Here is a 13,224-nt window from a genome sequence, read left to right as displayed (position 1 = left end):
GGTCGTACCGGTGGGTGCGGGAGGGGGCTACTTGCCCAGTTGCGCGTCGGTGTAGTAGCCGCCCTTGACCAGGACGTCCTCGTAGTTCGTCTTGTCGACGCTGACCGGCTGGAGCAGGTAGGACGGCACCACCTTGGCGCCGTTGTCGTACGATTTGGTGTCGTTGACCTCGGGCTTCTTGCCGTTGAGGACGTCGTCGACCATCGTCGAGGCGACCTCGGCGAGCTTGCGGGTGTCCTTGTAGACGGTCTGCGTCTGCTGCCCGGCGATGATCGACTTCACCGAGGCCAGCTCGGCGTCCTGGCCTGTGATGACGGGCAGCGGCTTGCTGCGCGAGCCGTAGCCGTCCGACTTCAGCGCGGACAGCACACCGATGGAGATGCCGTCGTAGGGGGACAGGACGGCGTCGACCCGGGCGCTCTTGTAGGCCGAGGTGAGGATGTCGTCCATGCGCCGCTGGGCGGTGGCGCCGTCCCAGCGCAGCGTGGTCACCTGGTTCAGCTTCGTCTGGCCGGACCTGACGACCAGCTTCTTGCCGTCGATGTACGGCTTGAGGACGCTCAGCGCGCCGTCGAAGAAGTACTTGGTGTTGTTGTCGTCGTTGGAACCGGCGAACAGCTCGATGTTGAAGGGGCCCTTGCCGCTCTTCAGACCGAGCTGCTCGACGATGTAACCGGCCTGGAGCTGCCCGACCTTCTCGTTGTCGAAGGAGGCGTAGTAGTCGACGTTCTTGGTCCCAAGGATCAGCCGGTCGTAGGAGATGACCGGGATCTTGGCGTCGGCGGCCTGCTGGAGCACGTTGTTCAGGGACTTGTTGTCGATGGCGGCGACGATCAGGCCCTTGACGCCCTGGGTGATCAGGTTCTCGATCTGCGAGACCTGGGTGTCCGGGTCGTCCTCGCCGAAGACCAGCTTGGCCTTGTAGCCCTTGGACTCCAGGTTCTTGACAACGTTGTTGCCGTCGGCGATCCACCGCTCGGACGACTTGGTCGGCATCGCGACACCGATGGTGCCGCCCTTGGCGCCGCTCTTGTCCTCCTTGCTGCCGCCCTCGCTGTTCTGCCCGCAGGCGGACAGGGCCAGGAGGAGGCAGGCGGCGGTGGCGGTGGCGGCGAGTGCGGCTCTGCGGTTGCGCATGGTCATCATCCTCGATGTGGGTGCGGGTGGTCCGGCGGTGCGAGCGGTGCGGGGCAGTACATGGCGGTACATGGCGGTGCGGCGACGCTGTGGGGGTGGTGCCGGTGGTGCCGGTGGAGCCGGGAGTGCCGGTCGTGCACGTCTGGTGCGGTGGTGCTGTGCCGGTCGTGCTGTGCCGTGGTGCCGTGGTGCCGAGGAGTTGCCGGGCGGTGCGCGGCGGGCGGTTCGACTGCGGGCGGTGCGACTGCGGGGCACTGCGGGGCCGGATCGGCCCGGGAAACAGATGTGTGGGATTGTGCGCGGCTGTGTCGGCTTCTGTGAAGCTCAGTTTCCGGAACGTTATGCCGGTGTGTCGAAGCGGGTGAGCGGGCCCGGCAGCCGCGAGCCGAGCGGCGCCATGTCACCGGCCGCCCCGTGCCGCTCCAGCAGGTCCAGCGCCAGCCGGCCGCGCCGGACCCGCTCCCGCGCACTGGCCAGGGCGACGTCGCGGACATGGTGCCCGTACGGATAGATGCCGGGCGCCCTGGACAGACCGAACTTCAGGTACAGCGGCGCCCCGCGCCGGATCAGCTCGGCCACCTCGTACATCCGCACATAGCCGCCGAGGTCGTCCGGCGCCTCGATGTACATGTCCATCGGCGCCGCCGACACCCGCCGTATCTCGGTGAGATGGGCGGGCGTCAGATCGCTCGGCACATTCACGGAGTCGGCGCCCAACTGCTCGTGGACGGCGTACGCGGCCGGGTTCACCGGCCCGATCAGCGCGGACACCTTCAGGGTGGTGTCGGCCGGGAGGAGTCCCGCCGTCCGCGCCCGGTGCAGTGTCCACAGCACGCCCTCGTCGGCCACGAGCAGGCATCTCACCCCCAGTCCGGTGGCGCGCAGGGCGTCCTCGACGCACCCGGCGACCGCGTCGTGGCCGCGGGCGCGCGGTCCCGCGCCGCCCGAGTCGGTGCGCACCGAGCCGCCGGTGTCCCAGGTGCCGCGCGGACCGGTGAACAGGCAGAGTTCGACGCCCCGTTCGGCACTCGCCCCGACCATCTCGGTGATCTCGGCGTCGGTCAGCATCCACACGCCGCTGCCCTGGCTGATCCGGTGCACCGGGACGTCGAGCCGCGCGGACTCCTCCAGGACCACCGCCAGTGCCTCCGGGCCCTCGCAGGAGGGGATCTCGGTGCGCCAGCGGCCGCCGCCGGGGAAGGAGTGCGGGGAGGAGTCGGCGGGGTCTGGGCCGGGGGCGGCCAGGCCGAGCGCGGAGAGCGCCGGCTCACCGGGCCTGCGGGCCGCCGTGGCGGAAGCGTCGGTCACGGGCTGTCCTCCGGGTTCGGTTCGAACGAGGCGCTCGTCCGGTATTTCGGACGCCGTTCGCGCCATAGGGTGCGGGAAGCGAGGGAAGCGAGGGAAGCGAGGGAAGCGAGGGAAGCGAGGGGAAGCGGCGCGTGGCGGGGCGGCCGGGGCCGGGGCCGGGACCGAGGCCGGAAGCGAAGCCGAAGCCGTGATCAGGGGCGGAGCAGCACCTTGCCCACCCGGGGGTCGCCGGACCCGGCCAGACCGACGGCGCGCGCGAACTCGGTGAGCGGGAGTTCATGGGTGACCAGCGGCAGCGGGTCGAGCAGGCGGGCGGTGAACATCCGCACGGCGTGCGCCCAGGCTCCCGGCGGTGCCCCGAAGACGGTGCGCACCTCCAGTTGCCGTACCACCAGGCCGGCCGGGTCGAGTCCGGCGGCGCCCGGTGCCGGGAGGCCGGTCAGCACCAGCCGCCCGCCGCGCCGCGGCAGCGAGGCGGACAGACGGGCCGCGTCCGCCGACCCGGCGGCCTCCACGACCACGTCGAAGTCGTCCGGGAGCGCCGGATCGTCCGCGGTACGGAATCCGGTGGCGCCGAACGACCGCGCCGGTTCGGCCCGTTCGGTGTGCAGGCCCACCACCAGCAGCTCGGCCGGGGAGACCGCCCGCAGGAACTGCACGGCGAGCAGGCCGAGCGTGCCGGTGCCCACCACGGCGACCCGCTCGCCCGGCCGGACGTCCGCCTTCAGCGCGGCGGCGGCCACGCACGCGGCGGGCTCCAGCAGGGCGGCGGCGGTGAGGTCGGCGCCGTCCGGCAGGACGTGCAGCAGCCGGGCCGGCAGGGTGAGCGTGGCCGCCATCGCGCCGGGCAGCGTGAAGCCGGTCTCCTCGTACCCGGCGGCGCACAGCGTGGTCTCGCCCGCGTGGCAGCGGTCGCAGACCTGGCAGTTGCGGAACCCCTCGCCGACCACCTTGCGGCCGGTCAGCGCCGCGGGCACTCCGGCGCCCACCGCGCGCACCGTGCCCGACCACTCGTGGCCTGGTGTCAGCGGGTAACGGACGTACTCGGCGGGGCGGTTGCCCCGGTACACCTCCAGGTCGCTGCCGCAGAGGCCGACCGCGTGCACCGCGACCAGGGCCTCGCCGGGCCCCGGCGGGCGGGGCGCGTGCGGCACGATCCGGTGCTCGCCCGGTGCCTCGACGACGACGGCGCTCACGCGCCACCCCCGGATCCGGCCCCGCCGGCCTCTCCGCCCGCGCCCTGGGGCCTGCGCGTCTCCCAGCCCTCGGCCCACAGGTCGAACCGCGCCCGCTGCTGCGGGAATTCGGCCGCTGCCTCGACGTCTAGCTCCACGCCGAGGCCGGGCGCGTGGGAGAGGTGGAAGCAGCCGTCCTCCGGGTCCACCTGCGGGGCGCCCCTGACCACCTTCTTGATCTCCGCGTCCGCGAAGTCGTTGAAGTGTTCGAGGATCTTGAAGTTGGGTGTGCAGAAACCGACTTGAAGGGAGGCGGCGGTCAGTACGGACCCGCCGACGTTGTGCGGGGCCACCAGCATGTAGTGCGTCTCGGCGGTCGCCGCCAGCTTGCGGGTCTCCCAGATGCCGCCCAGATGGCCGACGTCCGGCTGGAGGATGTCGGCGGCCTGGCTCTCCAGGAGTTCGCGGAACTCGATCCGGTCGTGGACGCGTTCGCCGGTGGCGACCGGGACGTCCACCTTCGCGGCGACCTTCGCCAGCGCCTTCAGGTTCTCCGGCGGCACCGGCTCCTCCAGCCAGGCCGGCCGGAACGGCGCCATCTCCCGGGCCAGCCGGACGGCCGTGGCGGGCGAGAAGCGGCCGTGCATCTCCAGCATCAGCTCGGCGTCCGGACCGATGGCGTCCCGTACGGCCTCGATCAGCGAGACGGCGTAACAGGTCTGCTCGTGGTCCAGTTCGAAGTGCCCGGTGCCGAACGGGTCGATCTTCAGCGCCCGGTACCCGCGCGCCATGACCCCCCGCGCGGCCTCGTGGTACGCCTCGGGGGTCCGCTCGGTCGTGTACCACCCGTTGGCGTACGCCTTGACCCTGTCCGTCACCCTGCCGCCGAGCAACTGCCACACCGGCACGCCCAGCGCCTTGCCCTTGATGTCCCAGCAGGCCATCTCCACGACGGCGATGCCGGACATGACGATCTCACCGGCGCGGCCGTAGTCGCCGTACTTCATCCGGCGGACGAGGTCCTCGGCCGCGAACGGGTCGGAACCGAGGATGTGGTTGGCCTCGGCCTCGCGCAGATAGCCGATCAGCGCGTCGGTGCGGCCCAGCATGCGGGTCTCGCCGACCCCCGTGATCCCCTCGTCGGTGTGCACCTGGACATAGGTCAGGTTGCGCCACGGCGTCCCGACCACATGGGTGCTGATTTCGGTGATGCGCACGGCGGTTGCCCCTCAGCTGATCGCGACGGCTCGACTGTTCCCGGCGGTGGTGCGCGTGCAGACGGCCGCGTTGTCGTGTTGTTCGATATTTCGTCACACGTTCGAAATGCTGGCGTGACAGTAAGGACGCGGCGCGGGCAGTGTCAATGGGGCGGACCGGGATCGGTTCCGGCACGCCGTCCGGGAGTTCTCTCGATCCCCCACGGAACCTTCACAGACGCCCCTAGGAACGCGCCCCGCCCGGAACTTAGTCTTCCCGCGTCATGAACTACTGCCACCCGTGCCGACGGCATCTCAACGGCGCCCTCGCCTGCCCGGGGTGCGGCACCCCGGCCGAAACCGCCCCGGTGTCCGCACGGGAACCCGAACCCCCGGCCCGACCACACGAGTTCGCGTACGGGTACGGGAACGGATACGAGTACGGGTACGAACCTGCGGCGGATGCCGGGAGCGCCGGGAGCACGGAACGCGCGGGCGGCGCCGCCGACGGCGATGACATCGTTGCCGCCGCCGACCGCACCGCCGAGCACACCGACACCCGCACCGCCGACCGCACCGCCGAGCGAGACCCCTCCGCCGACCGCGAGCCCTCCGGCGGCCGCGACCCTTCCGACGACCGCGGCGCCGGTCGGCGCGCCCGTAAGGCGGCGGCGCACCGCAGGCGCCGCCGCAGGGTCCTGCTGGTCACCGCGGGCTTCGTCCTGGCCGCCGGTGGGCTGAGCCTGGCCGAGCTGGGCTCGGACGCGCCCGGCCTGCCGGGGCTGTCCGGCTCCGGCCCGGAAGCGGCGGGCGACCCGGCGGCCGACAGCGCCGGGACCGGTCCGGCCGACGACGGCACGGCCCGGCCGTCCGGCGCGGCGACCGCCGACGCGGCCGGTGCGCACACCACGACGGCCTCGGCGACGGCCTCGGCCTCGCACCGGGCGGACCCGTCCGCCTCCGCGTCGGACCGCTCCCCGGGAGCGGACCCGAGCGCGTCGCACACGGCGGGCGCGCCGACCTCCCCGGCGGGCGCGGTGACCGGCCCCGGCGGCTCCACCGGCGACGGGTCGTCACCCCGGGCGACTCCGCAGGACCCGCGGTCCCCGGCCGCCCCGGCGTCCTCCGCCCCGGCCCCGCCGCCGAGTCCGTCCCCGACCCACACCTGCAACCGCTTCCTGTGGTGGTGCACATAGGGGACGGCGGCCCCGCGACCGGTGCGGCGGCCGGTCAGCCGAGGATCTCCACGTACCCCCCGGCCCCGTGCACCCGGATCCGCTGCCCGTCCCGGATCAGCCGCGTGGCGCCCTCCACACCCACCACGGCGGGCAGCCCGTACTCCCGGGCGATCACGGCGCCATGGGTCATCAGACCGCCCACCTCCGTCACCAGACCCGCGATCCCCACGAACAGCGGCGACCAACTGGGGTCCGTGTACGCGGTGACCAGGATGTCGCCCGCCTCCAGCGCGGCCCCGGCGAGGTCCGTGACCACCCGGGCCCGCCCCTCCACGGTCCCGGCGGAGACCGGCAGACCGGTCAGCGCGCCGTCCGGCACGTCATCGCGCCGGTACTCCCCGGTGACGCACTCGCCGTCCGAGGTCAGCACCCGCGGCGGCGTCAGCGCGCGGTACGAGCGGAACTCCTCCTCGCGCCGCCGCACGAGCCCCGGCTCCACCCGGCGCGTGCACACCGCGTCGGCGAACTCCTGGAACGTCAGGTGGTACACGTCCTCCCGCGCGGCGAGCACCCCGTCCCGGACCAGGCGCCCGGCCTCCTCCAGCAGGGCCTGCTTGTAGAGGAAGTAGCGGCTGACGATCCCGTACTTCGGGTACTCCCGGTACCCGATGAAGGTCCGGACCCGGTCGATCATCCGCTTGGTCTCGGCGGCCCTGCGCTCACCGTCCGGCAGCGCCCGCAGCCGCGTCAGCACGTCCTGCTCCTTCTCCCGCGCGGCCCTGCGCCCCTCCTCGAAGCGCCGCGCGGCGGCCCCCGGCCCGAAGTTCCGTACGTGGTCGAGGAGTACGGGTACGAGCGCGGTGGGGCGCTCGCTCCAGCGCGGCCTGGTGAGGTCGATCTCGCCGACGCAGCGCATGCCGTACCGGTCGAGGTACCCCTCCAGGGCCTCGCGGGCCTCGGGGCCGCCCGCGACCTTCGCCAGCCCGTCCGGGAAGTCCTCGTCCCGCGCGTCCCGCAGCCAGGCGACCACCTCCGGGTACGGCCGGATCACGTCCGCGACGTCCAGCAGGGCGAGGCCCATCTCCGAGGTGACGTTGCCCGGTGCGGACAGCGTGAGCGTGTCGGCGGCGTTCTTCTCACCGAGCCACTCCGCCAGCTTGTCGTTGAGCCACCAGGTGGCCTCCATCCCCGCCATGATCACCCGGATGCTCAGCGGATCGCCGAGGACCCGCTTGTGCTCCTCGAAGGCCGTGAGCAGGAAGTCGAACAGCTCCGGTCCGCTCTTCGTCCGGATCTCGCGCCGCAGGGCGGCGACGGACGCCTCGCTGCGCGCGATCAGCCCGGCGACGACGGCCGGATCGGTCTCCAGCGGTGGCGGGGCGGCCTCGGCGCGCGCCGGAGCCGCCCCGGTGGAGCCCGGCGCCGGGGAGGACGGCGCGGCCAGGGCGACGCGCTCGCCCTCGCGTGCGAGGACGGTCTCCAGCGCGTCCCTGACCAGCGGATCGCCCCGGCCCATCAGGTCCAGGAGGGGGCCGCGGCTCGCGGGCGAGGCCAGCCGCGGTGTCACGTCGACGAACAGCCTGCCGCCCGCGACCCGCATCGGCACCATGGCCGTCAGCCGCCACACCGAGAGCCCCAGCGCCTTCATGGGGTCGGTCATCATCTGCTGGTGGCCGACCGAGACGTAGACGCGGTAGCCCCGCCCGTCCGTCCCGGCGGCCCCCGGTTCCTCGTCCCCCGGCTCCCCGTCCACCGCTTCCCCGGGTACGGGGAACAGCGTCGTGACCGGCCGGCTCTGCACGATCTGGAACTCCCCGTCGGCCAGGCACCATTCGATGTCCTGCGGGCAGCCGAAGCGCTCCTCGATCCGCCGCCCCAGCCGGACGAGCCGGACGGCCTGCGCCGGCGTCAGCGCGGGCCGCTCCCGCAACTCCGGGGCGACCGCCTCCTCGCGCACGCCGCCGCCCGGCAGGGCGTGCACGGCACGCTCCTTGACGCCGGTCGTCGCGCCGACGACCTCGCCGTCGCGCACGCGGAACACGTCCGGGTTCACCGATCCGGAGACCAGCGCCTCACCGAGGCCGGGGACCGCCTCCACGGTGGCGGTCCGCCGGTCGCCCGTCACGGGGTCGGCGGTGAACAGGACGCCCGCCGCCTGCGGGAAGACCATCCGCTGCACGACCACGGCCATGCGCACCCCGCGGTGGTCGATGCCGTGCCGACGGCGGTAGACGACGGCCCGCTCGGTGAAGAGCGAGGCCCAGCACCGGCTGATGTGCGCGAGCACCGCCTCGGTCCCCACGACGTTCAGATACGTGTCCTGCTGGCCCGCGAAGGACGCCGTGGGCAGGTCCTCCGCCGTCGCGCTGGAGCGGACCGCGTAGGCGGCGGCCCCGCCGTCGCGGGCGAGCGCGCGGGTGATCGGCGCCGCGATGTCGTCCGGGACGGCGGTCCCCTCGACGGTCCGGCGGATCTCCGCGCTGAGCGCGCGGACCGCCTCCCCGTCGTCCGGGCCGAGGCGCGCCAGCCGGTCGAGCAGCCCGCCGAGCGACGGCGCCGCCGCCAGGATCCGCCGGAAGGCGTGCGTCGTCACACAGAATCCGCCCGGTACGCGCACGCCCTCGATCCGGGCCAGCCGTGCCAGGCCCGCGGCCTTGCCGCCGACGAGGGCGGCCGTCCTCCCGAACTCGGCGTCTCCTGTCCGTCCTGCCTCTCCTGTCCGTCCTGCCTCTCCTGCGTGGATCTCCCGGAGATCCAGGACGTACTGCTCGGTCATGGCGACACCTCCCGGGCGGCGTGGCCCGGCGCACGCACCGGCCCACATCGCCCTCGTTTCCGCAGGTCGTGGGCTCGGCCGCCGATTGTGCGGCATGACGGGGGCCTTGCCGCAAGCCCCCCGGTGCGCTATAAATTGAGCATGGCGAGGAGAATGTTCTCCTCGCCTTCGTGTTTCTCCCGGCCACCGGCCGGACCGGCCGCGCCCCGCCCGCCCGCCGGACGCGACGCGACCCGACCGGCTCAGTCCGTCGAGCCGCCGCCCAGCATCCTGCGCAGCAGATCCCGCAGCGCCCGGCGCTCCGCGTCGCTCAGGCCCTCCAGCGGCTCGCGCGCGAAGCGCAGCCCCTCCCGCAGGTCCCGGGCCACCCGGCGGCCCTGCTCGGTGGCCGCCGCCACCTTCACCCGCCGGTCGTCCGGGTCGGGCCGCCGCTCCACCAGCCCGCGCGCCTCCAGCCGGTCCACGATCCCCGTCACGTTCGACGGCTCGCACTTCAGCCGCTGCGCGAGCTTGCGCATCGGCAGCGGCTCCAGGGACAGCAGGCTCAGCAGCCGCGCCTGCGGGCCGGTCAGCGCGTGCTCGCCCGCGGCCTCCTCGTAGTCCTCGTAGAACCGCGCCACCACGTCACCGATCAGCTCGACGACCTCCATGGTCAGGGCGTCGGGGCGGCGGGCGGGCGGGGGAGTCGGTGCCATGGGGACCAGGGTACCGCGTTACTTGACAACCTGAAATATTCAGGCGCATGGTTGTTTCAGAACCTGAAGCATCTCGCTCCCGCGCCCGGCCGCGCCGGGCGGAGCCCCCACCGAGGAGAGGCGCACCGTGACCGACACCCCCGCACTGCCCGCCGTCAACCGCGCATGGCACCTGCTCAGCCGTCCCGTCGGCTGGCCGGAGCCCAAGGACTTCGCCCTGGTGGAGTCCCCGATGCCGGAACCCCGCGAGGGCCAGGTCCTCGTACGGAACGAGTACCTCTCCGTGGACCCGTACATGCGCGGCCGGATGAGTGCCGCGAAGTCGTACGTGGCGCCGTACGAGCTGGACAAGCCCCTCCAGGGCGGCGCCGTCGGCGAGGTCGTCGTCTCGCGCGCCGAGGGGATCAGCCCCGGTGACCACGTCCTGCACTTCGCCGGGTGGCGGGAGTACGCGGCCGTGGACGCCGCGCAGGCCGTCAGGGTCGACCCGCAGGCCGCGCCGTTGTCGACGTACCTCGGTGTGCTCGGCATGACCGGTCTGACCGCCTACGCCGGACTGCTGCGCACCGCGTCCTTCAAGGAGGGCGACATCGTCTTCGTGTCGGGCGCCGCCGGTGCCGTGGGCAGCCAGGTCGGGCAGATCGCCCGGCTGAAGGGCGCCGCGCGGGTCATCGGCTCGGCCGGGTCGGACGAGAAGGTCGCGCTGCTCGTCGACGAGTACGGCTTCGACGCGGCCTTCAACTACAAGAACGGCCCCGTGGCCGAGCAGCTGCGCGCCGCCGCCCCCGACGGCATCGACGTCTACTTCGACAACGTCGGCGGCGACCACCTGGAGGCCGCCATCGGCTCCCTCAACCGCGACGGCCGCATCGCCGTCTGCGGCGCCATCTCGGTCTACAACAACACCGAGCCCGCCCCCGGCCCGCGGAACATGGCCCGGCTGATCCAGACCCGCGGCCGTATCGAGGGCTTCCTCGTGGGCGACCACCACGACCTCCAGCCGCAGTTCGTCGAGGAGGTCGGCCCGTGGGTGCGCTCGGGCGAGCTGAAGTACCGCGAGACGGTCGTCGAAGGGGTGGAGAACACCCTGGAGGCGTTCCTCGGCGTGCTGCGCGGCGACAACACCGGAAAGATGATCGTCAGGCTCTGACCCCCGCGGGCGGCCCGCGCCCGGCCGGCATTCCCTCAGTTTCCGACATGCGGTAACTTCTTTCCGAAACCGCGGGCGATCGTGGGCGCGAGTCGCCGCGGACCGAGGAGGAACGCAGCCATGGCCATCCAGCAGTCCGACGTCCTGTACACCGCCGTCGCCACCGCCGAGGGCGGACGCGACGGCCGGGTCGCCACCGACGACGGCAGGCTCGACATCGTCGTCAACCCGCCCGAGGAGATGGGCGGCAGCGGCGCCGGCACCAACCCCGAGCAGCTGTTCGCCGCCGGGTACAGCGCCTGCTTCCAGGGCGCCCTCGGTGTCGTCGCCCGCCAGGAGGGCGCCGACATCTCCGGTTCGACCGTCACCGCGAAGGTCGGCATCGGCAAGAACGACGACGGCTTCGGGATCATCGTCGAGATCTCGGCCGCCATCCCGAACGTCGACGCGGCCACCGCGAAGAGCCTGGTGGAGAAGGCGCACCAGGTGTGCCCGTACTCGAAGGCCACCCGCGGCGACGTGACCGTGACGCTGGCCTGAACCGGCTCGTTGCCCAGGGCGGCGGCGGTCGTACCTCTGGACGTGGGGTGCGGCCGCCGCCGTCGCTACAGTGTGCGCATGCGTGATCTTGGGGCGGGCTTCGGGTATCTCCTGAAGGGCCAGCGGTGGGTGGCCCGGCACGGGCGGTCGTACGGCTTCGGCCTGCTCCCCGGCCTGATCACCCTCGTCCTGTACGCCGCCGCGCTCACCGCGCTCGCCCTGTGGGGCGCGGACGCGGTCGGCTGGGCCACGCCCTTCGCCGACGGCTGGCCCAGCCCCTGGCTCGGGCTCTTCCGCGGCTTCCTGACGGCCGTGCTGTTCGCCCTCGGCCTGCTGCTGGCCGTCGTCACCTTCACCGCCGTCACCCTGCTCATCGGCCAGCCCTTCTACGACAGCCTCTCCGAGCAGGTCGACCGGGACGTCTCACCGGACGGCACGGCGCCCGGGTCCGGCCTGCCGCTCTGGCGCGAGCTGTGGATCTCGGCCCGCGACAGCCTGCGGGTCCTGGTCCGGGCGGCGCTGTGGGCCGTGCTGCTCTTCGCCCTGGGCTTCCTGCCGTTCGTCGGGCAGACGGTGGTCCCGGTGATCGGCTTCTTCGTCACCGGCTTCTTCCTCACCGAGGAACTGGCCGCCGTCGCCCTCCAGCGCCGGGACGTCGAACTCCGCGCCCGGCTCAGGCTCCTGCGCTCCCGCAAGGCCCTCGTCTGGGGCTTCGGCACCCCGCTCGGCCTTGCCTTCCTCGTCCCCTTCGTCGCCGTCTTCCTGATGCCGGGAGCGGTCGCCGGCGCGACCCTGCTCGCCCGCGACCTCCTGGGGGAGGAGACGGAGCCGAACCGGAGCACCGACGACACCGACACCGACACCGGCGACGACGGCGCCCCCGCGGACGGCCGCCCCGCCCCCGCCCACGGTCACACCACCGGCACCCCGGACTCCGGACCGGCCCCGGGCGCCCGCAGCCACCCCCGCCCCTGACCCGGTCCCGGCGCCTCACCCGCGTACCGGCCGTCGCCTAGGCCCCCGCGCCCCCGGCTCCGACCCCGGTCGCCCCCGGCGCCTCCAGTACCGTCGCGGCCGCCTCCCGCAGGGTCCCCAGGAAGGCGCGGGCGGCAGGGGACAGCGAGTGGCCGGGGGCGGTCGCGGCGTAGACCGCCCTGGCGGGGGTGTCCTGTGCGCACAGCGGGAGCAGGGCGACGTCCGGGCGTACGGAGGCGGCGGCGAGGGCCGGGACCAGGGCCACGCCCAGACCGGCCGCCACATAGCCCTGCTTGGCGGTCCACTCGGCGACGACATGGGCCACCCGGGGGCGGAACCCCGCGCGCAGCGCCGCGTCGAGCAGTGTGCCCTCCGGGCGCGGGCCGCCCGACACCCAGTCGGCGTCGGCGAAGCGGCGCAGCCGCACCGGTCCCGGGCGCCCCGCCAGCGGATGCCCGGCCGGTACGGCGACGTACAGCGGCTCGTCGAGCAGATGGTGCAGCGTGTACGCCTCCAGCGGGGCGGAACCGGTCGTCGAGACCACCGCCAGGTCCAGGTGCCCGGCGCTCAGCCGGTCCAGCAGGCCGGGGGTCAGACCCTCCTCGCGGGAGACCCGCACACCGGGATGGCGGGCCCGGAAGGCGGCCAGCGCCCACGGCACCAGCGCCACGTCGGCCGAGGCGAACGCGCCGAACCGCAGCCGCCCGCCCGCCACTTCGCGCAGCGCCGTCAGCTCGCGCACGGCGCCGCGCAGCGACTCGGCGACGGCCCGCGCACGCGGCACGAGCACCTGTCCCGCCTCGGTGAGCCGCACCCCGCGCGGCAGCCGGTCGAACAGCGGCCCGCCGCCGAGGGCCGACTCCAGCGCGGAGATCTGCCGGGACACCGCCGACTGGGTCCAGCCCAGGTCCCGCGCCGCCACCGTGAACGAGCCGTGCCGGGCCACCTCCAGGAACACCCGCAGCCAGAGCGTCGACAGATCGGGGACGGCACCCTCTCGGCCCGGTTCGGGGTCGGGTTCGGGTTCGGGTTCGGGGTCGGGGGCGGCAGAGTCATGCGGGTTCGGCATGGCAGTCATGCTAGACATTCGCTTG

At 73.6% G+C, this 13,224-nt stretch carries 11 protein-coding genes; 4 read left to right on the top strand and 7 right to left on the bottom strand.

The window, feature by feature from the left end; all coding sequences use genetic code 11:
- Positions 1-27: 27 nt before the first annotated feature.
- From chvE to R4Z62_RS09650, 4 genes are all read right to left on the bottom strand, one after another.
- The gene (gene chvE / locus R4Z62_RS09665) at positions 28-1,137 is read right to left on the bottom strand and encodes a multiple monosaccharide ABC transporter substrate-binding protein (protein WP_491519573.1); all 1,110 of its coding nucleotides are present in this window, start codon (positions 1,135-1,137) and stop codon (positions 28-30) included.
- Between the two features lie 339 nt (positions 1,138-1,476).
- Entirely contained in the window at positions 1,477-2,445 is a 969-nt protein-coding gene (locus tag R4Z62_RS09660) for a hypothetical protein (RefSeq protein ID WP_491519572.1), read from the bottom strand.
- A gap of 191 nt (positions 2,446-2,636) precedes the next feature.
- Positions 2,637-3,641, bottom strand: coding sequence for a zinc-dependent alcohol dehydrogenase (locus R4Z62_RS09655; protein WP_491519571.1), 1,005 nt, complete (start codon positions 3,639-3,641; stop codon positions 2,637-2,639).
- Positions 3,638-4,837: a mandelate racemase/muconate lactonizing enzyme family protein gene (locus R4Z62_RS09650; RefSeq protein ID WP_491519570.1), complete on the bottom strand. Its 1,200-nt coding sequence runs from the start codon at positions 4,835-4,837 to the stop codon at positions 3,638-3,640. The genes R4Z62_RS09655 and R4Z62_RS09650 overlap by 4 nt, the downstream gene beginning before the upstream one ends.
- Positions 4,838-5,100: 263 nt before the next feature.
- Here R4Z62_RS09650 and R4Z62_RS09645 point away from each other — a divergent pair, with 263 nt between their 5' ends.
- Complete coding sequence (locus R4Z62_RS09645; RefSeq protein WP_491519569.1) at positions 5,101-6,012, top strand: SCO2400 family protein; 912 nt, start codon at positions 5,101-5,103, stop codon at positions 6,010-6,012.
- Between the two features lie 34 nt (positions 6,013-6,046).
- Here R4Z62_RS09645 and rph read toward each other — a convergent pair whose 3' ends face one another.
- Both rph and R4Z62_RS09635 read right to left on the bottom strand, forming a co-directional pair.
- Positions 6,047-8,770: a rifamycin-inactivating phosphotransferase gene (gene rph / locus R4Z62_RS09640; RefSeq protein ID WP_491519568.1), complete on the bottom strand. Its 2,724-nt coding sequence runs from the start codon at positions 8,768-8,770 to the stop codon at positions 6,047-6,049.
- A 242-nt stretch (positions 8,771-9,012) separates the two neighbouring features.
- Positions 9,013-9,465 carry a MarR family winged helix-turn-helix transcriptional regulator gene (locus tag R4Z62_RS09635; protein ID WP_018570650.1) on the bottom strand — a complete coding sequence of 151 codons (453 nt, stop codon included), beginning with the start codon at positions 9,463-9,465 and terminating at the stop codon, positions 9,013-9,015.
- Positions 9,466-9,592: 127 nt separating this feature from the next.
- On the opposite strand from R4Z62_RS09635, the gene R4Z62_RS09630 reads away from it, so the two are divergent.
- From R4Z62_RS09630 to R4Z62_RS09620, 3 genes are all read left to right on the top strand, one after another.
- Positions 9,593-10,615, top strand: coding sequence for an NADP-dependent oxidoreductase (locus R4Z62_RS09630; protein ID WP_491519567.1), 1,023 nt, complete (start codon positions 9,593-9,595; stop codon positions 10,613-10,615).
- Between the two features lie 120 nt (positions 10,616-10,735).
- On the top strand, positions 10,736-11,155 hold the full coding sequence (locus R4Z62_RS09625; protein ID WP_491519566.1) for an organic hydroperoxide resistance protein: 420 nt from the start codon (positions 10,736-10,738) through the stop codon (positions 11,153-11,155).
- Between the two features lie 78 nt (positions 11,156-11,233).
- Positions 11,234-12,130, top strand: a complete 897-nt coding sequence (locus R4Z62_RS09620) for an EI24 domain-containing protein (RefSeq protein ID WP_491519565.1) — start codon at positions 11,234-11,236, stop codon at positions 12,128-12,130.
- 37 nt (positions 12,131-12,167) lie between these two features.
- Here R4Z62_RS09620 and R4Z62_RS09615 read toward each other — a convergent pair whose 3' ends face one another.
- Positions 12,168-13,208, bottom strand: coding sequence for a LysR family transcriptional regulator (locus R4Z62_RS09615; protein WP_491519564.1), 1,041 nt, complete (start codon positions 13,206-13,208; stop codon positions 12,168-12,170).
- Between the last annotated feature and the right edge of the window lie 16 nt (positions 13,209-13,224).

It is taken from the genome of Streptomyces sp. PL-25, assembly GCF_058344915.1.
This window is presented reverse-complemented; position numbering and strand designations above follow the sequence as displayed.

Excerpts from the sequence above, each read along its gene's own strand:
- chvE (WP_491519573.1), bottom strand. The coding sequence starts at position 1,137 with ATGCGCAACCGCAGAGCCGCACTCGCCGCCACCGCCACCGCCGCCTGC.
- R4Z62_RS09645 (WP_491519569.1), top strand. The coding sequence starts at position 5,101 with ATGAACTACTGCCACCCGTGCCGACGGCATCTCAACGGCGCCCTCGCC.
- rph (WP_491519568.1), bottom strand. The coding sequence starts at position 8,770 with ATGACCGAGCAGTACGTCCTGGATCTCCGGGAGATCCACGCAGGAGAG.
- R4Z62_RS09635 (WP_018570650.1), bottom strand. The coding sequence starts at position 9,465 with ATGGCACCGACTCCCCCGCCCGCCCGCCGCCCCGACGCCCTGACCATG.
- R4Z62_RS09625 (WP_491519566.1), top strand. The coding sequence starts at position 10,736 with ATGGCCATCCAGCAGTCCGACGTCCTGTACACCGCCGTCGCCACCGCC.
- R4Z62_RS09620 (WP_491519565.1), top strand. The coding sequence starts at position 11,234 with ATGCGTGATCTTGGGGCGGGCTTCGGGTATCTCCTGAAGGGCCAGCGG.
- R4Z62_RS09615 (WP_491519564.1), bottom strand. The coding sequence starts at position 13,208 with ATGACTGCCATGCCGAACCCGCATGACTCTGCCGCCCCCGACCCCGAA.